General features: G+C 64.5%; 23 protein-coding genes. 5 read left to right on the top strand and 18 right to left on the bottom strand.

The window, feature by feature from the left end:
• Positions 1-47: 47 nt before the first annotated feature.
• Together ACE03M_RS08560 and ACE03M_RS08555 are read right to left on the bottom strand one after the other, a co-directional pair.
• Entirely contained in the window at positions 48-1,361 is a 1,314-nt protein-coding gene (locus tag ACE03M_RS08560) for an acyltransferase family protein (protein WP_485933557.1), read from the bottom strand.
• A gap of 112 nt (positions 1,362-1,473) precedes the next feature.
• Positions 1,474-3,390 carry an amidohydrolase gene (locus ACE03M_RS08555; protein WP_485933556.1) on the bottom strand — a complete coding sequence of 639 codons (1,917 nt, stop codon included), beginning with the start codon at positions 3,388-3,390 and terminating at the stop codon, positions 1,474-1,476.
• 103 nt (positions 3,391-3,493) lie between these two features.
• Here ACE03M_RS08555 and ACE03M_RS08550 point away from each other — a divergent pair, with 103 nt between their 5' ends.
• Positions 3,494-3,988 (top strand): hypothetical protein, encoded by a 495-nt coding sequence (locus ACE03M_RS08550; RefSeq protein WP_485933555.1) that lies wholly within the window; start codon positions 3,494-3,496, stop codon positions 3,986-3,988.
• A 38-nt stretch (positions 3,989-4,026) separates the two neighbouring features.
• Here the strand turns inward: ACE03M_RS08550 and ACE03M_RS08545 are convergent, their stop codons facing one another.
• The 16 genes from ACE03M_RS08545 to ACE03M_RS08470 form a co-directional block, all read right to left on the bottom strand.
• Positions 4,027-4,620, bottom strand: coding sequence for an ATP-binding cassette domain-containing protein (locus ACE03M_RS08545; RefSeq protein ID WP_186293110.1), 594 nt, complete (start codon positions 4,618-4,620; stop codon positions 4,027-4,029).
• Positions 4,607-5,740 (bottom strand): ATP-binding cassette domain-containing protein, encoded by a 1,134-nt coding sequence (locus ACE03M_RS08540; RefSeq protein ID WP_485933554.1) that lies wholly within the window; start codon positions 5,738-5,740, stop codon positions 4,607-4,609. Before ACE03M_RS08540 ends, ACE03M_RS08545 begins: the two co-directional genes overlap by 14 nt.
• Complete coding sequence (locus ACE03M_RS08535; protein WP_143923108.1) at positions 5,641-6,420, bottom strand: ABC transporter permease; 780 nt, start codon at positions 6,418-6,420, stop codon at positions 5,641-5,643. The genes ACE03M_RS08540 and ACE03M_RS08535 overlap by 100 nt, the downstream gene beginning before the upstream one ends.
• Positions 6,417-7,376 (bottom strand): ABC transporter permease subunit, encoded by a 960-nt coding sequence (locus tag ACE03M_RS08530; RefSeq protein WP_485933553.1) that lies wholly within the window; start codon positions 7,374-7,376, stop codon positions 6,417-6,419. The genes ACE03M_RS08535 and ACE03M_RS08530 overlap by 4 nt, the downstream gene beginning before the upstream one ends.
• A complete protein-coding gene (locus ACE03M_RS08525; protein WP_485933552.1) occupies positions 7,343-8,935 on the bottom strand; it encodes an ABC transporter substrate-binding protein in 1,593 nt (530 codons plus the stop codon). The genes ACE03M_RS08530 and ACE03M_RS08525 overlap by 34 nt, the downstream gene beginning before the upstream one ends.
• A 14-nt stretch (positions 8,936-8,949) precedes the next feature.
• Positions 8,950-9,681: an urease accessory protein UreG gene (gene ureG / locus ACE03M_RS08520; protein ID WP_143923105.1), complete on the bottom strand. Its 732-nt coding sequence runs from the start codon at positions 9,679-9,681 to the stop codon at positions 8,950-8,952.
• A gap of 61 nt (positions 9,682-9,742) precedes the next feature.
• Entirely contained in the window at positions 9,743-10,636 is an 894-nt protein-coding gene (locus tag ACE03M_RS08515) for an urease accessory protein UreD (protein WP_143923104.1), read from the bottom strand.
• Positions 10,614-11,345, bottom strand: coding sequence for an urease accessory protein UreF (locus ACE03M_RS08510; protein ID WP_485933550.1), 732 nt, complete (start codon positions 11,343-11,345; stop codon positions 10,614-10,616). Before ACE03M_RS08510 ends, ACE03M_RS08515 begins: the two co-directional genes overlap by 23 nt.
• 8 nt (positions 11,346-11,353) lie before the next feature.
• On the bottom strand, positions 11,354-13,063 hold the full coding sequence (locus tag ACE03M_RS08505) for an urease subunit alpha (RefSeq protein ID WP_485933549.1): 1,710 nt from the start codon (positions 13,061-13,063) through the stop codon (positions 11,354-11,356).
• Complete coding sequence (locus tag ACE03M_RS08500) at positions 13,056-13,673, bottom strand: urease subunit beta (RefSeq protein ID WP_260848146.1); 618 nt, start codon at positions 13,671-13,673, stop codon at positions 13,056-13,058. The genes ACE03M_RS08505 and ACE03M_RS08500 overlap by 8 nt, the downstream gene beginning before the upstream one ends.
• Positions 13,670-13,972, bottom strand: a complete 303-nt coding sequence (locus ACE03M_RS08495) for an urease subunit gamma (protein ID WP_092104410.1) — start codon at positions 13,970-13,972, stop codon at positions 13,670-13,672. The genes ACE03M_RS08500 and ACE03M_RS08495 overlap by 4 nt, the downstream gene beginning before the upstream one ends.
• Before the next feature lie 309 nt (positions 13,973-14,281).
• Positions 14,282-15,094 carry a gamma-glutamyl-gamma-aminobutyrate hydrolase family protein gene (locus ACE03M_RS08490; RefSeq protein WP_485933546.1) on the bottom strand — a complete coding sequence of 271 codons (813 nt, stop codon included), beginning with the start codon at positions 15,092-15,094 and terminating at the stop codon, positions 14,282-14,284.
• A gap of 68 nt (positions 15,095-15,162) precedes the next feature.
• Positions 15,163-15,891, bottom strand: a complete 729-nt coding sequence (locus ACE03M_RS08485; protein ID WP_485933544.1) for a gamma-glutamyl-gamma-aminobutyrate hydrolase family protein — start codon at positions 15,889-15,891, stop codon at positions 15,163-15,165.
• Complete coding sequence (locus ACE03M_RS08480; protein ID WP_485933543.1) at positions 15,888-16,613, bottom strand: ABC transporter substrate-binding protein; 726 nt, start codon at positions 16,611-16,613, stop codon at positions 15,888-15,890. The genes ACE03M_RS08485 and ACE03M_RS08480 overlap by 4 nt, the downstream gene beginning before the upstream one ends.
• Positions 16,610-18,100 carry a glutamine synthetase family protein gene (locus tag ACE03M_RS08475; protein ID WP_485933541.1) on the bottom strand — a complete coding sequence of 497 codons (1,491 nt, stop codon included), beginning with the start codon at positions 18,098-18,100 and terminating at the stop codon, positions 16,610-16,612. The genes ACE03M_RS08480 and ACE03M_RS08475 overlap by 4 nt, the downstream gene beginning before the upstream one ends.
• Before the next feature lie 120 nt (positions 18,101-18,220).
• Entirely contained in the window at positions 18,221-19,429 is a 1,209-nt protein-coding gene (locus ACE03M_RS08470) for a cytochrome P450 (RefSeq protein WP_485933539.1), read from the bottom strand.
• A gap of 303 nt (positions 19,430-19,732) precedes the next feature.
• Between ACE03M_RS08470 and ACE03M_RS08465 the strand changes: the two genes are divergently transcribed.
• The 4 genes from ACE03M_RS08465 to ACE03M_RS08450 all read left to right on the top strand — a co-directional run bounded on the left by ACE03M_RS08465 (position 19,733) and on the right by ACE03M_RS08450 (position 23,130).
• The gene (locus ACE03M_RS08465) at positions 19,733-21,016 is read left to right on the top strand and encodes an FAD-dependent oxidoreductase (RefSeq protein ID WP_485933537.1); all 1,284 of its coding nucleotides are present in this window, start codon (positions 19,733-19,735) and stop codon (positions 21,014-21,016) included.
• A gap of 78 nt (positions 21,017-21,094) precedes the next feature.
• A complete protein-coding gene (locus ACE03M_RS08460; RefSeq protein WP_143923095.1) occupies positions 21,095-21,550 on the top strand; it encodes a flavodoxin domain-containing protein in 456 nt (151 codons plus the stop codon).
• Between the two features lie 76 nt (positions 21,551-21,626).
• Entirely contained in the window at positions 21,627-22,391 is a 765-nt protein-coding gene (locus tag ACE03M_RS08455) for a FadR/GntR family transcriptional regulator (RefSeq protein WP_186293109.1), read from the top strand.
• Positions 22,392-22,413: 22 nt separating this feature from the next.
• Positions 22,414-23,130 (top strand): cache domain-containing protein, encoded by a 717-nt coding sequence (locus ACE03M_RS08450; protein WP_143923093.1) that lies wholly within the window; start codon positions 22,414-22,416, stop codon positions 23,128-23,130.
• The last annotated feature ends 56 nt before the right edge of the window (positions 23,131-23,186 follow it).

Genomic DNA, 23,186 nt, shown 5'->3' with positions numbered 1-23,186 from the left:
GGGGGGTCTTCTTGTTGTGGAGTCAGCTTCGGCGAGGATCTGCGTGGTCAGTCTCGGTAGGAGCGCCTACGCGGGAGTTTGACCACGCCGAAGACGATCATGCCCACCAGCGGCAGCAGCGGCCAGATCCAGGTCACCCCGGATGCATTGACCATACCCACATCGGCCATGATCGCCAGTCCCGCGCAGATCGCTGCCGCGGCGAGGATCGGCATCCACACCGGCGGTGCAGGGCGATCGTCGGACTGCGCAGATTCGAATCGGCCGAAGATCACTACGAGGATGCCGGTGATCGCGAGCAGCGCCAGGCACCACAGGGGGCGGGTCAGCCACCACACACCGGTCAGCGGGGTGGGCAGCAGCGCCTCGGCATCGAGTGCGAGGAGCACATGGGCCAGCGCCGTCAGAGCGGTGAGATGCCACAGGAACCAGGTCATGATCCTCTGGTTCACAAGGACGGTGAGCATCCACAGTCCCGGGCTTCGCAACAGCGCCGCCAGCGGTCGCTGAAGCATGAGCACGATTCCCGCTTGGGCCATTCCGAGGAAGGCCATGGTCACCCGGGTCGGGGCCGAGTTGGAGATCGCATCGGTGCCTGCGGTGATCATCGAGACCGGGTACGGGCCGAGGCCGACGAGGAGTCCGAGCCCGAGGGCGCCGATGGCGAAGAGCAGCAGGCAGCGCTTCAGGCTCGAGAGCCTGCCGTCGAGCCACGCATAGCCGAACTGGTGGAAGCTGGCCCACACGAGCAGGTAGTTGGGGTAGCCGGCCAGGATGCTCCCGGTGGTGATGCTGATGACGTCGATGATCCCTGCCGCGGCGATGCCGAGGACGATCGACCACCAGCCCCATTTCTCCCACAGCACCAAGCAGGGCGGAGCGACGATCGCGACCAACAGGTAGGCGGCGAGGAACCAGGTGGGCACCAGGGCCATCTGCGATGCCAGCTGCACCGCGGCCGGTTCGGCGCCGAAGCTCAACGCGATGATGCAGGTGAGCAGCCAGACGAGCAGAAGCGGTATGAGGGGCAGTCCCAGGCGGCGCAGGCGAGCGCGCAGCCATTCGGCGTAGCCGACGTTCTTCCGTCTCGCCGAACGCCAGGACAGAGCGTTGGAATAGCCGCCGACGAGGAAGAAGATCGGCATCACTTGGAACACCCAAGTCAGCGGGTGCGTCCATCGAGCCTCGTCAAGCAGGCCGTGCGGCTCGATGCCTCCGGTGGAGCTCACCGCGATGATCGTCCAATGTCCCAGCACGACGACGGTGATCGCTGCCGCGCGGAGGAAGTCGACTTCTCGGTTGCGGGAGTCGGGGGTGGCGGCATCGATCTTCCGTGCCTGGGCCATGTACGAGCGAAGCATATGTGAGGATCCTTTTCGGCAGGATGGGACTTCAGGTATGTGGCAGGACTTCGTGGCAGGACAGCAATGGCAGGACAGCGGTGATTGAGCCGCGAGTTAGCGGTGGTGCCGGTCAGGCTTGGTATTTCACCTGTCCGCCGACCACAGTCAGCGCGACCGTGGTGTCACGGATCGCCTCGGCGTGGGCGAAGAGCGCCTCTTCGGATTCATAGCCGAGCAGACCATCATGATCGAGCGGCCCCTCCTGCACACTCGCGGCCGAAGCGCCGTGCCCACCGGTGCCGCCTGTATCCGCAGGCACGGTCAACCCCTCTGCCACATACGGATCGGTGTCGACGACGATGAAGTCGGCGTCCATGCCCGGGGCCAGATAACCTCGTCGATCGTCGAGTCCTGCCGCATAGGCCGGGCCCTGGGTGTGCTGCCGAATTGCCTCAGCGGCAGAGAGCCGCCGTCGAGGTTGGAAGCTCGTGGCCGCGTCTCCGGAGATGTGAGCCCTGGTCATCGCCGCATAGATCGCCGCGAAGGGATTCGCGGGCTCCACCGGCCCGTCGGAGCCGAAGGCCACGTGTGCCCCGGCGGCCAACAGGTCCGGCCAGGCGTAGGCGGCAAGTTGCGCGGATTCGTCGATGAGGTGAAGCAGGTGCAGGTCAGAGATGCAGTGACGAGGCTGCATGGAGGCGATGACGTCGAGTTCGGCGAATCGGGCGACGTCGGCAGGCTGAATGAACTGTGCGTGTTCGACCCGATGGCGCAGAGGGCGTTCGAAGCGCTCCTGCGCCTCCTTCGTGGTCTGGCGCAGACGTTCGAAGACGTTGAGCACATGGTGGTTGGCCTGGTCGCCGATGGCATGGATGGCAACGGAGATACCGACCTCGGTGGCCCGGCGTGCGTTCTCGAACAGGTCGTCCTCTGACATCTGGGCGATCCCGTAGTTGGCGTCCTCCGGCGCACTGCTCAAGGCGTCCTCGGGCACGGTGCCGGGGTAGGTGTAGGACTCCTGCTCGGCGCCTGCCTCGTCGGGGGTCACAGTCTCTTCGTGAACGTGCGGCTCGGGAAACGGTGAGGACATGTGGCAGGTGTGCGAGCCCAGGGCTCCATCGGAGAACAGCTTCAGGCCACCTCGGCGCAGCCAGTCATCGCCGTCGCCGGTATGCCACCCGGTCTCGATGGCCCAGGGCACCTCTGGGCCGCGCAGGTACTTCGTCACACGGATGTGCTGTCGGTCGGCTTCGCGCAGGTCGTACCACCCCAACGTCGAGGCGATGGAGTCGAAGTCGTGGATCCCGGTCAGCCCCTGGGAGAGGAACAGCTTCTGGGTGCGATCGAGTCGCTCGACCTGTTCTGCGCGGGTGGGTTCGGGAATGAATCTGGCCACCAGGTCGGTGGCATCCTCACGGACCAGCCCGGTCAGCGAGCCCTCGTCATCGCGAACGAATTCTCCGCCGAAGGGGTCCGCGGTGAGATCATCGATGCCGGCGATCTCCAGGCCGTGGCCATTCGTCCAGAGCGTGTGGAGATCGACCGACCACATCGCCACCGGGTGGTCGGGCACGGCCTGGTCGAGGAGTTCGCGATCGGGGTAGCGCGGGTCATCCCATTTGTTGATGTCCCACCCGGAACCGACCACCCATTCGCCGAACGGCATCTGGCTGGCGCGTTCTCGGATGGCGTCGACCGCCTCGGTCAAGGATCGGACTTCGGAGAGATCGAGGTCGGTCAGGGAGTCTGCGTAGTGGATCGAGTGCATGTGCGCGTCGACGAGGCCGGGCAGGATGACCTGGCCGGCGCAGTCGATCTCTTCGATTTCGAGGCCCGGAATCACCGTGGTGGCTCCGATTCCTCCCGCCGAGGCGAGCGCTGCCGTCGTCGAGGATTCGGAGGCTGCGATGTCGAGAAGTTCGGCTCTGGTGCCCACGGCCACGATCGTCTCCCCGTCGACGAGGATCGAGTCGGGTGCGACCGCTGAGGTGGCATCAGGGGCGGCAGGTGCAAAACTTCGCACGACGGCATTGGAGAACAGACGCATGAGCACCAGTCTAGAGCGCAAGTGCACGCATTCCGGGCTGGGGTGCGGGGTGGTTTCTACGCGCCGATACCGCAGCTCTTCTACCGGGAGTAGAATCCGAGACATGGCCAATGTCCTCAGTTCTCAGGACACCCGTCTCGCCGCGGGTGCTCGCATCGTTCTTCCTGCTATCTGGCTCGGCCTCATCATCGGCATCTCCCTCATCGAGGCGCCGCTGAAGTTCACCGCTCCGGGCATCACGATCCCGCTGGGGCTGGGCATCGGCCGTCTGGTCTTCACCGCCATGAACTGGGTCGAGATCGTCATTGCCGTGCTCCTGCTGTGGTCGGTGTTCAAGTCAGCCGTCGGTGCCGGGTACCGGCAGCTGACATCTGCGGTGACGGTCGTCCTCATCGCCAAGGTCGCCGTGATCCGACCTCTGCTCAACAAACGCACCGATGCCGTGCTCGCCGGTGTCGACGACGGCGGGTCGAGCCTGCACCTGTTCTATATCGCCGCCGACGGTCTGCTCATCGTCGGACTCACCACCATGCTCATCGTCGCTGTTCGACGCTGGGTGACAGTGCAACCTGCGATCAAGGGCGCCCCGCGGAGCTGACCTCAGCGGATGTGGCGCTCACCGCGTGCGGCTGAGGCTCAACGCCACCGGTCCAGGGACACGATTCTGCTGTTCGCGTTGGTCGCCATGACCAGTGGCAGATCGTGTGTGGCCCAGATGATCGTGTGCCCTGCCTCTGCCAAGGCGCTGAGCAGACGGGCGAACCTTGCTGCGTTCGATGCATCGAGTGCCGCGGTCGGCTCGTCGCAGACGATCGTGTCGACTCCGCTGGCCAAGGCCCGGGCCAGGCACACCCTGGCTGCCTGACCTCCGGAGAGCTCACCGCACTTGTGCTCGAGCAGTTCCTGTCCCAGCAGTGCGCGGGCCACGATGTCGGTTCGCTCTTCGGCCTCCAGCTTGCGTCCGAGGATGCGAGCGGTCCGGTCGATCACCTCGGCGACGGTGTGCCTGGGGTTGAGCCATTCGCGTGGGTTCTGCGGCACCAGCACGCCTGGCTCACCGCGGATGCGCCCGCTGGTGGGGGTGAGGAATCCGGTCATGGCCAGGCACAAGGTGGTCTTGCCCCTGCCCGAACCGCCTCGCAGAACGGTGACCTTCCCGGCGGGGAAATCGGCACTGACCGGGCCGATCAGGGTGGTCCCGTAGTCGATCTCGAGCTCATGCAGCTCCATCGGCGTCACCCCGAATCTGCTGTGCCCGATCATCGCTGGCATGAATGACGTCGCCGCCGGGGATGATGTCGCTGCCGGGGATGATGTCGCTGCCGGGGATGGGTGCCCCGTCCAAGCGGCGCAGTTCATCGCCGACACGATATTCCCGTCCGCCGAGGTGGCCCGGAGTCAGCGGCAGCGGGTGGGCTCCCGCGTCCGGTGCGGCTGCGGCAAGGGCCCGACTGTAGGCATTGTCGGCGTCTCTTGCCAAGAAGTTCTCGACGGTGCAGGTGTCGACGATGTGTCCGTTGAAGAGGACGGCGACAGGGTCATCACCTCGGGCGTTCCTGGCCATGCCGGAGAGGTCGTGGGTGACGGCGAGTACGGCGGCTCCATTGGTACGGGCGCAGTCGTCGAGTATGGCGACCATGGAATCGGCCTGCCGGGGATCGAGTCCGGCGGTGGGTTCGTCACAGACGAGCAGCCTCGGCGTGTGTGACAGGGCCGCGGCCAGGGAGACTCGGGAGATCTGTCCTCCCGAGAGCTCGTGGGGGTATCGCTGCAGCAGCGTGTTCTCCAGACCGAAGGGGCGAAGGTCCGGATCATCGATTCCCGCGCGGTGGAACCACTGCCGCAGACGCAGTCGCGGTGGGAACGTATCCATCGCGTTCTGCGGGGCCCACGCGAGTTCGCCGCGCCCGCGCAGCTCAGCGAGCAGCTTCCTACCCCGCCGGGTGCCCAGGTCGATCCGCTGGGTGCCCGATCCGGTACGGCGGGCTCCCGTATCGATCCGGCGGGCACCCGGGGCGATCCGATCACTGTCCAAGTCACCATGCTCGGCACCGAAGTCGAGATGACCGGTGACATCGGCACGGGCAGGAATCAGCCCGGCCAACAGATTGCAGAGTGTGGATTTCCCGGCCCCGGACTCCCCTACCAGCCAGGTGATGTGCCCCAGCGGCAGAGTCACAGACAGATCGGAGAGGATGTGGGCTCTTGCCGACGGCAGTCGCAGAGAACACTGGCTCAGGGCAATGGCATTCACAGTGATCGCGGCCTTTCTCCGAGTCGGCGGGACATGATCGTCGGCGGCAGGAGCAGCAGCATGAGTGCCAGCGTCGGGACGAGCAGTGTCCACCATGCTCCCACGGTCATGTCGTTGCGACCCCAGGCGATGAGCGGACCCAGGGACACCGCGGCAGGGTCGACTCCGATGCCCAGAAACGAGGTGGTGGCCTCGTGGACGACGGCTGAGGGGAAGGTGATCGCCATGGCCGCGGCCACTCGCCCCCAGACGGCCGGGAGCAGATGCCAGGTCAGGATCTGACGGCGGGTGGCGCCGAGGCGGCGGTCGAAGCGCACCCACCCGGAGTTCCATTCTTCGCTGAGCTTCGGCCCGATGAGCTGGGCCGCGATCGGCCAGTGCGTGAGTGCCACCGTGACCATGATCGCTTCTCGTCCCCCGCCGAGGATGCCCACGACGATGAAGGTCAGCAGCATCGAGGGCACGGTGACGGTGGCGATGAGCAGGGCGGTCGACATCTTCGACAATGCCCGCGACAGGGTGGACACGACTCCGATGGCGGCCCCGATGAGAGTTGTCGCCGAGGCGGTGATGAGTGCGGCAAGAGCCGATCCACCGGCTGCGGTCCAGGTGGTTCGGAAGACGCTGCGCCCGTAATGGTCGGTTCCAGCCAGTCCACCGTCTCCGGGTGGCAGCAGGGAGTTGGCGAAATCAGTGGTCTGCGTCGGCAGGAAGCGGCCGAAGATGAGCGCCACCAGAACAACTGCGATGGCGACGATCGGCAGTCGAGTTCTCATGACCGATCACCACGGGCCGTCGCGGTGTGCACCAGCAGCACGAGTCCTGTCGTCATTCCCGCCGCGATCGAGGTGACGGTGGCCAGCAGCGGAAGATCGGCTCCGGCGGCGGCTTGGACGAGTGCGTTGCCCAGCCCCGGATAGGCCAGCACCGCTTCGACGGCGGCCTCGCCGAGGACGATGGTGGGCAGATAGACCAGTGCTGGGCTGCGCACGGCGCCGAGCACGGTGGGCAGAACCGTGCGGATCCGGGCGCTGTGGCCAAATCCCCGGCCGATCAGTGCACGGGCCCACGGCGTCGACCACACCTCGGCGGCAGCAGAACGGGCCGCGGCGATGAGCGGGGCGGCCCAGGCGAGCGCGACCGTGATCGCCACCCCGGGGGTCAGGGTGATCGGGGCACTGGTGGCGGGGTTGGGCAGTGAAGCGCCCCACACCACGACGATGATCAACGCGATGAGGAACGAGGGCACTGCCAGCCAGGCGCCGAGGACGCCCGAGGCGCTCGAACTCTGTGCCAGTCCCGGGAAGCGGGCCAGCGCGATCGCCACCGCACCCACCACGATCACGGTGATGGCGGCGGCGCAGACACTGGCGGCGATGGTGTTGAGTCCGCGGGAAGCCACGATCTCTGCGACCGGGGCGTGGAGGATCCGGGAATAGCCCAGGTCACCCGTGGTCACCGCCGTGATCAGCCACTGCCACCAAGCGGAGAGCCACCCACCGGAGTGGTAGGCGGCTTCGAGGTCGGCTCGTGCCTGCTCGGAGGCGAACTCCCAGCTGCCGACGGTGTGGGCCAGAGGGTTCGTCGGTGAGGCCGCGGCCAGAGCGAACACGCCCGCACCAGCGGCCAGGACTGCAAGGAGCATCCCGCCGCAGATGATCGCGCAGCGACGTACGACGACCCTGGCCACTGTGCCCCTCAGCTCTTCGTCCAGTCCGCCAGATTCCACCATGGGCCCCAGTCGGAGCCGTGGACGTGGGGTTCGAACGTGGCATCCGGAACGTCCCAGCCGTCGGTGTCGGCGACATAGGTGTGTTCGAGGAAGGCGACGATGAGGTAGCTGGGGTCGTCCATGTAGAGGTCCTGGACCCGGCGGTAGTCCGCGTTCACCTTCGCCTCATCGGTCTCCTCGGCGGCACGGTCGAGGAGTTCATCAGCACCGGGAACTTCCACGTCGGAGGGATTGTCAAAGACCCCGGAGGTGCTTGTGCGGGTATGCAGCGCCGCCCTGATCTGGTGATCGATGTTGTAGGGCTGTTCCCCACCGGCGTAGACGATCGCCTGCCTGGTCATGGACTTCTCGATCTCGTCCCATTCGCCGGCTTCGACCTCGACGGTGATACCCAAGGGTTTGAGCTGGGCGGCGACCTCGGCGGCGATGTCCCCGCGCACGGAGTCACCGGCGGGATAGGTGAACGGGATGCTCGCGCTCTGTCCGTTCTTGGAACGAAGGCCGTCGTCACCCTTCTTCCATCCGGCTTCGTCGAGCATTCTCTGCGCTGCCTTGACGTCGAGTTCGAAGTTGGCCGAGGGTTCGTAGGCATCGCCGTAGAACTCTCCGACCGGGGTCGAGGCCGGTGTGCCGTGGCCGGCGAGGACCTCATCGACGATCTTGTTCCGGTCGATGGCGATGTTGAGTGCCTTGCGCACGGTCGTCGAGGCGGTGAACGGGTTGTCGGAGGGCAGGGTCAGTCCGCGCCAGTCGGCGGTTCTCGCGGTGACGATCTCATGGTCCTCCCCCGCGATCTTGTCGACCGAGCGCGGTGGTACGGCTGCCCCGGAGACCTTGCCGTCTGAGACTGCTGCCGCCAGCGCGGAGGAATCCGCGTAAGCCTGGATCGTCACCGATTTCAGTTCAGGAGTGGTGCGCCAGTAGTCGTCCCTGGCCTTGAGCACGGCGGTGTCCGAGGTCAGGGATTCCAGGACGTAGGCACCGGTGCCGACGGGTTCGCTGTTGACGCTCCAGTCGGCGGCCGGCGTGCCCTTCTCGATGGCCTCGCTGGGCAGGATCCCCAGGGTCAGCCGTGAGGCGAACGTGGGCGTCGGCTCGCTCAACCGGAAGACGACGGTGGACTCATCCGGTGTCTCGATGTCCTCGATCATCCGGAAGGCATCGACGACTTCCGAGGCGGAATCTGGGTCGATGATGGCCCGATAGGTGGCGGCCACGTCCTGCGCATCGAAAGCGGAGCCATCGGAGAACGTCACGCCCTCACGCAGTTTCACCGTCCATGCGCTCGAGTCCTCAGTCGCCTTCGGTTCCGCGGCTGCCAGCGCCGGTGTCAGGTCCGGCATCTGTCCAGTTCCCGGGTCCTCCTGCAGGCGCAGCAGGCCGTCGTAGAAGGGGGAGTTTCCGTCGACGGAATAGCCGTTGACGGGGTTGTATCCGCCGAGGTCCTCGGTGCCGATGACCAGCTGCGAGTCGCCGCCGTCGGGAGCCTCGCATGCAGAGAGTGCGAGTGCGAGCGCCCCCACAGAGGCCACCAGCGCCGAGGCGGTCCTTCGTTTCATATGGTCGACTCAGTTCAGTGCTGGTGGGCTTCTCCACCTTCGGCATGGGTGTGCATATAGCCTTCGCCTTCTTCCTCGGCGTGGAAGTGCGGGGCCATCGGACCAGGGTCGATCGGGGTGTGATCGCCCTTGTCGAAACGGGCGTGGACCTCGCGGACCCAGTCGGCCAGTGCGTCAACGGTTTCGGGGACCTTGCGAGAGACTCCGAGCACCGGCCCGCCCTCGCGAGCCTTCTTCGCGTCCTCGAGCATGAGGTCGACGTCGACATCGACGTGCGGGCCGAGGTCGATCTTGTTGATGATCAGGAGGTCGGCGCGACCGATTCCCGGTCCGCCCTTGCGTGCCACGTCACCGCCGCCGGCGACATCGAGGACGAAGAGCTGGGCGTCGACGAGTGCTGGTGAGAATGTGGCGGTGAGGTTGTCGCCGCCGGATTCGATGAGGACGATGTCGAGGGGGTCGAAGTCCTCTTCGAGGGCCTCGACGGCCAGCAGGTTCATGCTCACGTCGTCACGGATGGCGGTGTGCGGGCAGGCGCCGGTCTCGACGGCGCGGATGCGTTCTTCGGGCAGGACTCCTGCGGCCTTGAGGAAGCGTGCGTCCTCATCGGTGTAGATGTCATTCGTGATGACGCCGATGCGGAACTCCTGCGCGAGCGCGGTGCAGATATTGGCGATCGAGGAGCTCTTGCCGGTGCCGACAGGCCCGGCGATGCCCAAGCGAAGTGCTCGTTTTCCAGTGGTCATTGTCTCTCCTTCTCTTCGTGATGGCTCTTGTAGGTTGTGGATGTCAGGTCAGTCGTGGGGCTCATCGTGGAACTGCGGACCAGGTCTGTTCGCGGCCCCAGGGTTCGCCGATGTGCGTGAGTGCGGCGTCGAGGCGTTTGCGCAGCGCCAGACCGTCAGACCCGACCGCAGTGATCTGCACGCAGGTGTCGTCGACGGGCAGGATCGCGGTCTGCGGGTCGATGACCACGGTCTCTTTCGGCAGTCCGCCCTCGGGGTCGACGATGACGATGGAACCGACGCCCAGTCCTCGTCCTGCCACGGCGGGTGAGTCGAAGCCGGGGCTGTTCGGTCCCAGGTCGAAGCGTTGAACGCTCAGCGGAGCACCGCCTCGGCGGACGGTCAAGGCGGAGCTGAGGTCTCCAGGGTCTTCGCCGTGACGGCCGAGGACGAGCTCTTCGCGGTAGAAGAGTCGCGCGTCGGCCGCGAGGTCGATGTCGACGGTGTGCGTGTGGCGGCACCCCTTCGCCGCGATCACCGGCTCCGGCACCCACACCAGGGTCGCTGCCTCGCCGACGTGGGCGCGTGATTCCAACAATGAGGGGTGACCGTGGACGCCAGGAAGCACGAGGGTGGCCGAGACTTCACGGATGAGCAGGCTCGAACCCTCGCCGACGCTTACGTCGAAACGGTAGTGGTCCCCGCCGAGTGGCCCGGCTGCTCCCGAGGTCAGGGCGATGCGGGCGGCATTCGGATCTCGATCGATATAGGGTTCGTGGCCGCTGGCGCCGGTGGGTCGCGGCACCAGTGGGGCTTGGGCGCGCAGGCCCGACACGCGTGTTCCCGGCCGGCCGGGCTCGCTCAGCTCGGTCGCCACAGAGGCCCGGCACGTCATGCCGCTGGGGCCATTGGGTTTCACCTCGGCAGAGTACACGGTGCCGGGAGTCCTGCTCTCAGGATGCGAATAGTCGAACATGGTCCTTCACGTGCATCTCGGCGGCGAAATCTGACAGGGGCGAACTCAGTGCGGGCAGGTCCCGGGCCGGGGTGAGTTCGTAGTCGGCGGCTGCTTCCGCGGCGACGTCGAGCTCCTCGCCCAGGGACAGGATTGCTCCGTGGGCTTGGAAGGGGTCGATGCTCATGAGCTTGACCGCAGCGGTGGCCGGTCCTGTGACTGCTTCGTGGAGCACGACGGCCGCCGTCTCCGCAGCCCCCAGCTCCACGGCTCGACCGACTGCCCCGTACACGAGCGGCTGCTGCAGTCCCTTCGGCAGGTACTCAAGCAGCGGATGCGGATGGATTCGCTGCATCGACCGCAGCATCAGCGTCCCCAACCACTCCCCCGTCGTGCGCAGGGCCGGGGCGGGTGTGCGGGCACAGAGCTCCGCATCGAGAATGGCGAGCGACTCCGCAATCTCGTCCACGGTCGTATCCGCGGGACGGCCCCCCGCCTCGGAGAGGGACCGGTGATCACCGACGATATGTCGAGCCGAAACCGCGAAGGCGGCGTTCATCAGCCCGGTCGTGTGCAGGCGTCCGCGCAGGAAGTCCTTCAGGTCGGACACATCGGTGACCCAACCTTGCCGGATGGCCTGTTCGAGCCCACCGGAGTGCGCGTACCCGCCCGAGGGAAGTCGCCCGTCGCCGAGCATCAGGAGGGTCGCGCGTGAGGTGCTTCGTGTCATTCCTGTTCTCAGAACAGGAAATAGCGTTGGGCCATGGGCACGAACTTCGCGGGTTCGTGTTCGATGAGTTCATCATCGATGGTGACCGCGTAGGTGTCGGAGTCGACCTCGATCTTCGGGCGGGCCGAGTTGTGGATCATGTCGTCCTTCGTGACTCCGCGTGTCGAGGTGATCGGCACGAAGGGCCTGTCGACGTTGACCTTGTCCGCGATGCCGTCAGCGATCGCGTGTTCCGATACGAACGCCATGCTCGTCGCTGCCGCCGCGGACGACCGGAAGTTGAAGCCCATCCGCTCGGACACAGGCTGCGGGGTCGGAATCGAGGCGTTCGGGTCGCCCAAGGCGGCCACGGCCGCCATGCCGCCCTTGAACACGGTGTGCGGACGAACCGCGAACATCGAGGGTTGCCAGAGCACGAAGTCAGCGAGCTTGCCGACCTCGATCGAGCCGACGTGGGCGTCGATGCCGTGAGCGATGGCCGGGTTGATCGTGTACTTCGCGACATAGCGCATGGCGCGGTTGTTATCGGCTCGATCATCGCCTGCCAATGGTCCGCGCAGGCGTTTCATCTGGTGAGCGGTCTGCCAGGTGCGCATGGCGACCTCACCGATGCGACCCATGGCCTGAGCGTCGGAGGACATGATCGACAGTGCTCCCATGTCCTGGAGAACATCCTCGGCGGCAATGGTTCCCGCCCGCACTCGGCTCTCGGCGAACGCAAGGTCATTGGGCACCTGCGGGTTGAGGTGGTGGGCGACCATGACCATGTCGAGGTGTTCGTCGACGGTGTTGGTCGTAAACGGCCGCGTCGGGTTGGTCGAGGCCGGGAGAACATTGAGCTCCGAGGCGATCGTGATGATGTCGGGTGCGTGGCCGCCGCCGGCACCCTCGGTGTGGAAGGCGTGGAAGGTGCGCCCCTTGACCGCGGCGAGCATGTCTTCGACGAAGCCGGCCTCGTTGAGGGTGTCGGAGTGGATGGCGACCTGGACTCCGGTGTCATCGGCCACGCGCAGGGCGTTGTCGATGACGGCGGGTGTTGCGCCCCAGTCCTCGTGGATCTTGAAGCCGCCGGCACCGCCGCGCACCTGTTCGAGCAGGGCTTCGTCGTTCATGGTGTTGCCGCGCCCCAGGAACAGGACGTTGACCGGCCAGGGGTCCATGCTTTCGAACATGCGAGCCAGCCACCAGGGGCCGGGGGTGGCCAGTGTGGCCTTCGAGCCTTCCGTTGGCCCCGTTCCGCCGCCGACCATTGTCGTAGTTCCGGCCATGAGTCCGACCTGGAACATGTCGGGTCCGACGAAGTGGACGTGCGTGTCGACGGTGCCGGCGGTCATGATGAGTCCGTTGCCGCTGGCGATCTCCGTGTTCGGGCCGATGACCAGATTGGGGTCGACGCCGTTCATGGTGTCGGGGTTGCCTGAGCGTCCGATGCCGACGAACCGGCCGTCGCGGATGCCCACATCGGCCTTGATGACCCCCCAGTGGTCGAGGATGATCACGCCGGTGATGACGAGGTCGGGAGTGCCTTCGGCGCGGGTCCGTGATGATTGGGCCATGGATTCGCGAGCGGACTTTCCGCCGCCGAAGACGACCTCGTTGCCGCCGACGCAGTAGTCTTCGTCGATCTCGATGACGATGTCCGTGTCGGCCAGTCGGACTCGGTCACCGACGGTGGGGCCGAACGATGCCACGTATTCGGACCTCGATATGTCAACCATCCAACTCTCCTCTGCATTCGCCTCGGAACCCGAGCGCGATGCGTGCGCCCTGAATGGGAACGAGTTCGACTTCTTCATCGGCTCCCGGCTCGAAGCGCATCGCGCCGCCGGAGAGCACATTCAGTCTCTTGCCCCAGGACCGTCCGCGGTCGAATTCCAAGCCGGGATTCACCTCGGCGAAGTGGAAGTGCGAACCGACCTGGATCGGACGGTCGGAGACGTTGGCGACGCGCAGGGTCGTCACGGCCAAGCCGACGTTGATCTCGACGGGTTCATCGCGGAGGAAGATCTGGCCGGGGATGACCTTATCTGCAGCCGTGACCGGTGCTGCGGACTCCTCGCGTGGGCCCTGGCGGGATCCCGCTCCGGGCCGCCTCGGCTCGCTGGGGCCGCTGGGGCCCGATGAGGGGTGCCGCTCACGTTCGTCGATGCCCGGTTCCTGGATCACGGTGGCTTCGACGTCGTCGTAGTCACGGCCCGGATCATCGCTGGGATGCTCGGCATCGATGTCGCGATGCTCGGGCTTGAGTTCTTCGTTCTCGAACGGGTTGGTGCCCTGCTTCTCGTCGTCGGGTCCCGTTCCTGCCGGTCCGTGTTCGTTGCTCATCATTGGAGCGGTCCTGTCACGGTCACGAGCTTGGTCCCATCGGCGAACGTCGCCTCGACCTGAACCTGGGTGAGCATTTCCGGTACCCCTTCCATGACGTCATCTCTGCTGAGCACGTGTCGGCCCGATTCCATCAGGTCGGCAACGCTGTTTCCGTCTCTGGCGCCTTCCAGGAGATAGGAGGTGATGACGGCTGTCGCTTCGGGCAGGTTGAGTTTGAGGCCGCGGTCTTTGCGCTCCAGGGCCAATTTTCCGGCCGTGTAGATCATCAGACGCTCTTGCTCATACAAACTGAGAAACACTTTTCCCCCGGTGCGTTCGAAAGGTATGTATCAATTCGCAAAGGTGATGTGGAGGCTGCCTGTCACTCCGGGTGCTCGAGACCCGGGCAGGGCACGTCGAATGACACCCTGAAGCAGCGTCTCACCCGCGAGAATACGCTCATAGATGCAACCTTACCCATCGCTTTTGGGCAGTCAAGTCCACGACGGAGGTCGTCTGCGGCGGGTGGCGGAGGTCGTCTGCGGACGGGGTGCCGCGCGGGGTCAGCGCGGGGTCAGGGCAGTGTCGGCTTAGGGTCAGGGCAGCGTCGGCTTAGAGTCAGCTTCGGGTCAGTCCTGCGCAATCGCCGTTTCTCGGGAGCGGGTCCGAGCCCGCGCTTGCTCGAGAAAGGCAGAGAAGAGAATGTCCCTGTCGGCCTTGCTCGCACCAGCTTCCTCCGGGTGCCACTGCACACCGAGGATCCAGGTGTTGTCCACGCGTTCCGTTGCTTCGACGATTCCGTCGGCGGCACGAGCGGCCACGGACAGACCAGTGCCGACCCGACCGACGGCCTGATGATGTCCGTTGCGGACAGTGAATTTCTCGACCTGATAGAGCTCGTGGATGATATGCCCTGGTTCGAGTCGAACCTCTTCGTCGAGGAAGAGCGGCTCCCCTGGGGCCCCTTTGTGGAGGTGGTAGGGGTCGAGATCGGGGATCAAGTTGCCCCCGCAGACCACATTGAGCAGCTGGGATCCACGACACAGGTGCAGCATGATCGAATCCTCACCGATCCCGCGGGCGATGATCTCGATCTCACGCTCATCGGCTCGCCGGTCCTTGCCATATTCGTTGGGCACGATCTCGGTGTGACCGTATATCGTCGCGTCAACGTCTCCCCCACCGAGGACGAGTATCCCGTCAGCGGCTGCGATCGCCTCATAGTCCGGTTCGCCGGCATCGCTCACATCGTGGATGACGGCCCTTCCGCCGAGCTCATGGATCGAATCGACCGCGGTGATCGTCAGCTGTTTCTGCAGCGCGGTCGAGGCTGAGGTCTGCCCCGGCGTATTCAGCCCCACGATCACCGCGATCTCGACGACCGCTTCGGCGGTGGGAGATGTTGTGAGCACATCTGCTGGAACAAGGTCATGCACGGTCACTGCGATTCGCTTTCGTTGGCTGTGGTTGTTCGGCTGCGCACTGGTCGCACGAGGTCGGCGTCGGCTGTTCAGCTGCGGTTCTGGCGATGTTCTGCCGCCCGGGTGACGATCCATTCGAACAGCGCCCGGTCCACGGGCTCTGAATCCGCCCGGTCCTCGGGGTGCCACTGCACCGCAAGGATCGTGTGTTCGTCGTCTTCGACGGCCTCGACACAGCCATCGGTTCCTCGCGAAGTCACCCGCAGTCCTCGACCGAGCTCGTCGATCGCCTGATGATGATAGCTCGACACCTGGACATCCTCGCTGGCCCCCAAGGCCCGAGCTAAGAGCGAACCCGTTTCAACGCTGACCGGATGGACCTGGCCGACATGGTCGACGTCGCCGGCCGGCCAGTGCTGGAACAGGGTCCCCCCACGTTCCACATTCCACAGCTGCAGGCCGCGGCAGATGAAGAGAGCGGGGATGCCGAGGTTCTCAGCCGCGGAGATGGCCGCAGCGTCAGCGTCATCCTGAGACGGCAGGTCGGTGCCGGCATAGGACTCGTCAGGCTCTTGCCCATAGCGCTTCGGGTCGATGTCCGACCCTCCGGGCAGGACGATGCCGTCGACACGAGAGTACAGGCCACTGTCGATCACCGGGGGCACGATGACCGGTTCCCCGCCGGCGGCGGCGATCGACCTGAGCACAGCATCGGCGACGACGCTGCCCGAGTGCCGCAGCCCCTGCACCTGCCCGGACGACATGGCGGGGACGGCGATGAGCGGCCGCGATGAGGCGGTGCCCGAAGCAGTGGTCATGAGGGTCGTCCCGCGGACAGGGTTTCGGCGGGGAAGGGCAGATGCGGCATCCACCGCGCCCACACCTCGGCGAGGCGACCATCGGTGATGACCTGTGCCAAGGCAGTGTCTAGGAGATCGAGCATCGGAGCGTTTTCCTTCGCCACTCCCACTCCCCACGGGTTGCGGGTCTGAGCCGTGAAAGCGAGATCGAACTCGGGTTCATCACCGAGCGGAACGGTGACGACATCGTCGTCGACCATGGCGTCGACACTGCCATCACGGACCGCCTGGATCATGTCGGCGAAGACATCGTCTGTGGGGCCGAAGGACACAAGCTGTGCACCGGGGAACGTCTCCGCCAGGACCATGTTTGCACTGCCCTCGATAGCCGCAACCTTGTACCCGCCGAGGTGGTCCGGTGAGGTGGCCGGGTCACCGGCACGGACGAGGACGGATTCGTTGAAGACCGCGTAGGGGCGGGTGAAGTCCACCTGCGCCTGCCGCGAGGGAATGATCCCCTGTCCACACCACACAGCGTCGGCGTCACCACGGAGCACCGCCGGAATCATGTCGTCCCAGGCCACGATGACCCACTCGAGCTCACGGCCGAGGACCTCGGCGACGAGCTGAGCAGCTTCGGGTTCGTACCCGGTTCGGGTGATTCCGCCGTCTTTCGACTTGTCGAACAGCGGCGCGGCCTCTGAGTCGATGCAGGCGAAGCGGATGCTCGTTTCGGTCATGGGATCGCCTGCCAGTACTGGTCGAACTCCCACTGGGTGAGCACGCCGCAGTACTGTGCCCATTCGTTCTCCTTCATCTCCAGGAAGGTATCGGCGAGTTCGGGTGGAAGTGCTGTCCGAACGAATTCGTCATTGCGGAAGGCTTCGACGGCTTCGCCGAGGGTTCGAGGCAGCTCGATGCCCTGGCTTCCGGCTTCCGGGGGTTCGACCTGATTGCCGATCCCGTCGGCCACGGCCGCAGTGAGCAGCGCATGGGACAGATACGGGTTGACGGATGCGTCGGGGACGCGCACCTCGGCGCGTCCGTTCGAGGAGATCCGGATCATCGAAGCGCGGTCGTCGAGTCCCCAGTCGGCACGAGCCGGGGCGAACTGGCCCGGATCCCAGAACCGCTTATAGGAGTTCACGGTCGAGGCGAAGATGAGCATCATCGCCGGAGAGTTCTTGATGATTCCGCCAACTGCCCAGCGTCCCAGCTGGGACAGGTGCAGCTCCTTGACGCCTTCGTCTTCGAAGGTGTTGACTCCGGATTCGTCCCACAGTGAGATGTTGTGATGGCAGCCGGCGCCCATCTCTCCGATGAAGGGCTTGGGCATGAAGGAGGCTTCGACTCCGAACTCGCGAGCGACCTGGGAGCAGATCTGACGGTAGGTGACCAGCCGGTCGGTGGTGTTCTCGATGTCGTCGAAGTTCCAGTTGAGCTCGATCTGCCCGCGGTCCTCATAATCGCCTTCGATCATGTCGAAACCGAGTGCATCGGCGTATTCATGGATGCGCTTGTAGATGGGACGCATTCCTTCGAGGTATTCCACCTGATAGGCAGGGTTGTAACCGGGAATGGACTTCGGCGTGATGGACTCGCCGACCCACACCATCTCGGGCTCTGTGCCGGACTTCATCGTCAGTCCGAAGACGTCCTTGAGCAGCGAATGCGTCCGCTTCATGTGCGCACGAGAGTCATGGACGTTGGGTCGTCCGGCAATGCCGCCGAGGTGGTCTGGCTCGTAGGTCGAGCAGAAGATCCGTCCGACTTCCCCGTCCCAGGGCAGCGGGTTGAAGGAGTCGGCCTCCGGCATCGCCACGAACTCCTTTGAGTTGATGTTGGCACCGATGGGGCTGCCGTGGACATCGTTCTGGAAGTCCATGAGGGCGTTGCGGGTGAAGTTCACGCCCTTCTCGAGGTTGCGCACGAAGTGCTTGGCCGGGACCACTTTGGCCACTGTGCGCGAGCGCAGGGTGGGCACCACGTAGTACATGTATTCCACGCCCGAGCGTTCGATCTTCTCTTTGAGCGCTTCAACGGTGTCGTTGTCGGTGTTCGCTTCCCGGTGACGCTCGAGGGCGCTGTTGTCTTCGAGTTCTGAGGCGATGCGCGAGCGGAACACCTCGGCGAGGTTGGTTCCGTGGGAGGCGGTCCGGCGGCGAATCGCCTCGACAGCGGGATCGGCCTGCGCAGACTGGGCGGTGAGCGGGTCAGTGATCGTCATTGTTCATTTTCCTCTGTTCGCGGTCCAGCAGCTCTGCCGAACGGTCGATCCGGGAATACCCGGGAGTGATGCGGTCAGTTGTGGGAGTGAATGGCCGGTCGTGGGTGTCAGCCGTCGGTCTCAGCTGCGAGAGTCGAAGGTCAACGGCAGTCCGATGGGGCCGGTGTTCCCCGAGTCGGGCAGCCAGGTGTCGCCGCCCGGGCAGTCGAGGTTCGTGATGCGGGAGGCGAGGATCGGCAGGGCCTGGCTCATGTCTGCCCGCGCAATGTAATGACCGAGGCAATGGTGGATGCCGCCGCCGAATGTGAAGTGAGGTTTGCGATCGTCGAGGGTGATGTCGACCTCGGGGTTCGGGAAGGCACGCTCGTCCGAGCCTGAGGTGTGGGTGAACAGGTGCACCGTGGTGCCGGCGGTGAATTCGATACCGCCATACTCGAAGTCCTCGATGACCTCTCGTGTCACCCAGCGAGTCGTGGGATTGACGCGCAGCACCTCTTCGAGAGCAGACTTCGCCAACTCCGGGCGCTGCGCGAGGATCTCCCACTGTTCCGGGTTCCGGATGAAGGTCTGAATTGCCAGGCCGAGCTGGTTGCGGGTCGTGTCCATGCCGCCGAAGAGCATGAGCACCAGCGCATTGCGCAGCTCCTCGGCATCGAGCTTATCCCCGGACTCGCTGAAATGAACAAGGCGGGAGACCACGTCCTGGCCGGGATCTGCCCGTCGCTCCTCGATGAGACCTTCGACGAATTCGTAGAGTTCGCGGACCGCTTCGTCGACCTCGTCGATCTTCTCCTGGATCGACACCGACAGCGCATAGCCGACGGTATTGGCGCGGGAGGCGATGAATGGCCAGTGCTTGTGGTCGAGGCCCATCATGGCGCACAGGGCGCGGGTGGCGAACGGTTCGGCGAAGTCGCGCACGAAATCGCATTCCCCTTTGTCCGCGAAGGAGTCGAGGAGTTCAGTGGCGATCTCTGCGAACTCGGGTTCGAGCTTGCGCGCCATCGACGGAGAGAATGCCGGATTGAGCAGCCGCCTGATCCGATGGTGTTCATCGGATTCGAGCACCAGGAGGTTCTTTCGCCACCATTCGTGGAACGCTCCGGAGTGGACTCCATGGTGGTCTGGCCAACGAGCGCTGCCCTGGGAGAGGCTCTGGTTCTTCAGCAGTGCTGCAACCTCGTCGTATCTGAGGACGGCGTATCCGTAGTTGGTCCGGGCGATCCAGGATTGCTCGCGGGCATCGCGAACCTCTTCGGATGCCATGGCGAAACCCGGCGCAGAGATGTCGAGATAGGGAAGTTCTGTCGTGTCGATGGTTGTGCTCATCAGCGTCACTCTCCAGCCAATCGTCTTTGATCAACGCTTACAGTGAATCAAACATTCACTTATGCATGAATCAAACCATATGTGACTCATGGCACGCAAGCCCCTTCCTGCCGGCAATTTATCGGTTCGATGAGCAAGAACGCAGGATTCCCCTCGCAGCACTTGCCGAAGTGTTCGCGATCCGCAATGATTGAGAAACAGATGTTATGGTCGTGAGGCTGCCAGTTCCTCGGCGATCATTGCGACCGGCGGGCCTCGGCTCGGAGTTCAACGGAGAATTCGTCGACAGATGGAGGTCGAACCATGAATGCTCGTACACCCAGACATATTGCGGTCATCGGCAGCGGTCCTGCCGGCTGCTTCACGGGGCAGGCCCTGCGCCGTCACTGGAAAGATGCAGAGATCACTATCTTCGATCGCCTCGCTGCCCCCTACGGACTCATCAGGTACGGTGTCGCGGCCGACCATCAGCATACGAAGGCTGTGACTCGACAGTTCGACCGCAACTTCTCCTCCGGCGACTTCAGATTCGCCGGCAATGTCGAAGTCGGCACCGACATCGACCTCGATTCCATCCGCGCAGAGTTCGACATCGTCGTCCTGGCCACGGGACGGTGGCGTGATCGGACATTGACGGTTCCGGGAGCCCACCTCGACGGAGTGCTCGTCTCCGGCGACATCGTCAACGCGCTCAATACCGTGCCTCGCCCCAACATCCCGATGCCCGCGATCGGCCAAAACGTCGTCGTCATCGGAGCGGGCAATGTCGCCCTCGACATGGTGCGCTTCCTCATCAAGACGGCCGCCGACTACATGGACAGCGATGTGAACCCGGAAGCACTCGACTCCTATCTCAGCTCTCCGGCCACACACGTCACCGTCCTCAGCCGATCCCCCATCGCCTCGGCGAAGGCTGATGTGGCGATGATCCGAGAGCTGGGCAAGGTTCCCGGAGTCCGCATCACCGTTGCGAACTCGAGCCCTGCCACCGAGGACAACACCCTCGGACGCAAGCGCGAAGCCGCCTTTGCAGAACTCGCCTCGCAAGAGGTCGTTGAGGCGCGCGCGCACGTCCACTTCGTCTTCGGTGCAACTCCTTCGCGGATCGGCGGTACCCAACACGTGGAGACCGTCCACCTGTCTGCGGCTCCGGCAGGAGAGGCGAGCGTGATCCCTGCTGACACCGTCATCTCTGCGATCGGCTTCGACGTCAACGCACAGGGGCACTGGCATTACGCCGAAGAATACGACTTCACCCCTTCGGACGACCTCGGTCGCATCGGCCCCGGACTCTACCGCTCGGGGTGGCTCAAACGCGGGCCGGTGGGCGCAATACCTGCAAACCGCTCCGATGCCCACCAGGTCGCCAAGGAGATCATCGCCGATTTCGAGTCGGCTGACTCTCCGTCGACGACAACCGGCGGCTACGAGGCTCTCCCCCGAGCACTGAGAAACCAAGCGGTGGACTTCGCCGACTGGAGGCGCATCGATGCCGCGGAGCTCGCGAACGCAGACGAGTCACGGATCCGGCGAAAGTTCCATGACCACGAGGACATGCTCGCCGCCGCACAGTCGCAGAATCCATGAATCGCAGCACCGAAGACGTGAATGACACAGCAGAATGCAAGTCCCGCACAACTGAGAACATCGAACGAAAGAGATGAAATGAATACCGTCGTCCTCTACGGAACAGAATCCGGCAACTCGGAGCTCATCGCTCAGGACCTCGCCGACAAGCTGAACGCGGACGGTCACTCCGCCGAGGTCATCGATCTCCAGGACTTCGAACCTGAGAGCCTCACTCCTGAGAACTTCTACCTCGTTGTCTGCTCCACTCACGGCGACGGCGAACTCCCCAATACCGCAATCGAGTTCCATGAGAAGTTCACTGCGTTCTCCGGCGACCTCACCGGCGTGAAGTACGCGATGTTCGGCCTCGGCGATTCGTTCTACGAAGAGACATACAGCCAAGGCAGTGAACATCTCGATCGCCGCTTCACCGAACTCGGCGCCACTCGCGTCGGTGAATACGGCAGGCATGATGCCTCGTCCTGGGACCTGCCCAGTGATGTCGCACTGGAGTGGCTGCCCACTGTCATCGGTGCCGCCGAGGCGGCCTGAACCTGAGGTTGTGCAGGTTAGGATTCCGGCAGAGGCTAGGATCTGAAGAAACGTGAAGTCAGGAGGGGTGGGGCCGTTGGCGAATTCGTTTGCGTTCGTACCGGCGTCCCAGGGACCCCATGGCCCTTTCGGCTACGGCGATGCCCTGGCCGATAGGATCGTCACTGCGATCTCGCTGGGATCGATCTCAGTGGGAGAACGCCTGCCGGCAGAGATCGAACTCGCCGCAGAGTTCAATGTCGCAGTAGCCACCCTGCGCAAGAGTTTGGCGGTTCTGCGGGAGAACGGCATCGTCGAGACCCACCGTGGCCGCAGCGGCGGCACCTTCATCGTCTCGGTGCCTTTCCCCACCGATGAACAGATCCGGAACTATCTTTCAAGCCTCTCCATCGTCCAGTACCGTGACTACGGCGATGAGCACACCGCAGTATCGACCGGCGTAGTCCGGTTGGCCTGCCAGCGAGCTCACACCCAGGCCGTGGCAGAGCTCGACCATGCCGCTGCCCGGATGAAGAATGCGAGCACCCCAGCCGAATGCTCGGCTGCCGACAGCCGATTCAATATGCAGCTGGCCATCGTGTCGCAGTCTCCACGGCTGCTGCGGGCAGAGATGCGCCTGCAGAGCGAGATCCTCGCCCTCAAATGGTCCCCGGCAGGAGCGGCAGCTCAGATCTCCGACGTCATCGCCGATCATCGTGAAGTCTTGGAAGCCGTCAGCGATCGCGATTCCGACCGGGCGGAACGAGCGGTCGAGGCGAACATCCGAAAGACCGTCTACAGTCTCATCGATGTGAAGCTCACTCTCGACTCGAACGGCGCCGATACCACGCCGGCACGGTGAAACAGCCACAGGAAGGGGCGGCATGGCCCACTCACAGGTAGAAGAAGTCGCACACGGATTGGCAGTCTGGGTCGAAGACCTCCTCGTCGATCTCGAGCGCCTGGAATCATCCCTCAGCCCGCGGCTCGTCTCGGACTTCGCCGGCGACCCACCTCATGAAGTGAGCTCGAAGACCCGCAGAGCCCTCGGCAGAGACGTCGCCGACTTCCTCGAAGAGCACCCTGGCCTCGACGGCGCCGGTCTCATCTTCCAGCTCTCGCAGCTCAAACCCGAGACCGCCAGAATCGAGTGGTGGGTGCGGGACGAGGAGAAGATCAATCGTCGCGATTTCATCCTCGACCCCGACTCCGACCGATTCTATGACTATGAGTACCTCGAGTGGTTCAAAGGCGCGTTCCATGCCGGCACCCGCACCGTGGCTGGACCGTACATCGACCATCTGGGCGTCGACGACTACCTGTTGACGATGGCAGTGCCCTGTTCCGTCGACGGCGTCAAGGTCGGGGTCGCCGGCATCGATATTCTCATGAATGACGTCGAGGCAGAGCTACTGCGGATCCTCTCACCACTCTCGGGGTGTGCAGTGCTCAGTCGCCACAATCAGGTACTCGTCGGCAACTCAGCACAGCTGAGCACCGGAGTGCGCATCGCAGTGATGCCTCCGGGCTATTCCAGAATTCCGATCGCCGTCGACAACGTCGACCTCAGCCTCCTCTACCCGGATCCTCAACTCGGCTGAGTCAGCGTCACAGCAGGCAGCCTCCCACGCGACGACGAAGCCCCCATCTCATCGGC

The organism is Brevibacterium sp. AGC70, from assembly GCF_057334195.1.
This window is presented reverse-complemented; position numbering and strand designations above follow the sequence as displayed.

Excerpts from the sequence above, each read along its gene's own strand:
- ACE03M_RS08555 (WP_485933556.1), bottom strand. The coding sequence starts at position 3,390 with ATGCGTCTGTTCTCCAATGCCGTCGTGCGAAGTTTTGCACCTGCCGCC.
- ACE03M_RS08470 (WP_485933539.1), bottom strand. The coding sequence starts at position 19,429 with ATGAGCACAACCATCGACACGACAGAACTTCCCTATCTCGACATCTCT.
- ACE03M_RS08465 (WP_485933537.1), top strand. The coding sequence starts at position 19,733 with ATGAATGCTCGTACACCCAGACATATTGCGGTCATCGGCAGCGGTCCT.
- ACE03M_RS08515 (WP_143923104.1), bottom strand. The coding sequence starts at position 10,636 with ATGTTCGACTATTCGCATCCTGAGAGCAGGACTCCCGGCACCGTGTAC.
- ACE03M_RS08480 (WP_485933543.1), bottom strand. The coding sequence starts at position 16,613 with ATGACCGAAACGAGCATCCGCTTCGCCTGCATCGACTCAGAGGCCGCG.
- ACE03M_RS08530 (WP_485933553.1), bottom strand. The coding sequence starts at position 7,376 with ATGGTGGAATCTGGCGGACTGGACGAAGAGCTGAGGGGCACAGTGGCC.
- ureG (WP_143923105.1), bottom strand. The coding sequence starts at position 9,681 with ATGACCACTGGAAAACGAGCACTTCGCTTGGGCATCGCCGGGCCTGTC.
- ACE03M_RS08560 (WP_485933557.1), bottom strand. The coding sequence starts at position 1,361 with ATGCTTCGCTCGTACATGGCCCAGGCACGGAAGATCGATGCCGCCACC.
- ACE03M_RS08510 (WP_485933550.1), bottom strand. The coding sequence starts at position 11,345 with ATGACACGAAGCACCTCACGCGCGACCCTCCTGATGCTCGGCGACGGG.
- ACE03M_RS08525 (WP_485933552.1), bottom strand. The coding sequence starts at position 8,935 with ATGAAACGAAGGACCGCCTCGGCGCTGGTGGCCTCTGTGGGGGCGCTC.
- ACE03M_RS08545 (WP_186293110.1), bottom strand. The coding sequence starts at position 4,620 with ATGGAGCTGCATGAGCTCGAGATCGACTACGGGACCACCCTGATCGGC.
- ACE03M_RS08540 (WP_485933554.1), bottom strand. The coding sequence starts at position 5,740 with ATGGTGGACACTGCTCGTCCCGACGCTGGCACTCATGCTGCTGCTCCT.
- ACE03M_RS08535 (WP_143923108.1), bottom strand. The coding sequence starts at position 6,420 with ATGAGAACTCGACTGCCGATCGTCGCCATCGCAGTTGTTCTGGTGGCG.
- ACE03M_RS08500 (WP_260848146.1), bottom strand. The coding sequence starts at position 13,673 with ATGATGAGCAACGAACACGGACCGGCAGGAACGGGACCCGACGACGAG.
- ACE03M_RS08485 (WP_485933544.1), bottom strand. The coding sequence starts at position 15,891 with ATGACCACTGCTTCGGGCACCGCCTCATCGCGGCCGCTCATCGCCGTC.
- ACE03M_RS08475 (WP_485933541.1), bottom strand. The coding sequence starts at position 18,100 with ATGACGATCACTGACCCGCTCACCGCCCAGTCTGCGCAGGCCGATCCC.
- ACE03M_RS08505 (WP_485933549.1), bottom strand. The coding sequence starts at position 13,063 with ATGGTTGACATATCGAGGTCCGAATACGTGGCATCGTTCGGCCCCACC.
- ACE03M_RS08550 (WP_485933555.1), top strand. The coding sequence starts at position 3,494 with ATGGCCAATGTCCTCAGTTCTCAGGACACCCGTCTCGCCGCGGGTGCT.
- ACE03M_RS08460 (WP_143923095.1), top strand. The coding sequence starts at position 21,095 with ATGAATACCGTCGTCCTCTACGGAACAGAATCCGGCAACTCGGAGCTC.
- ACE03M_RS08450 (WP_143923093.1), top strand. The coding sequence starts at position 22,414 with ATGGCCCACTCACAGGTAGAAGAAGTCGCACACGGATTGGCAGTCTGG.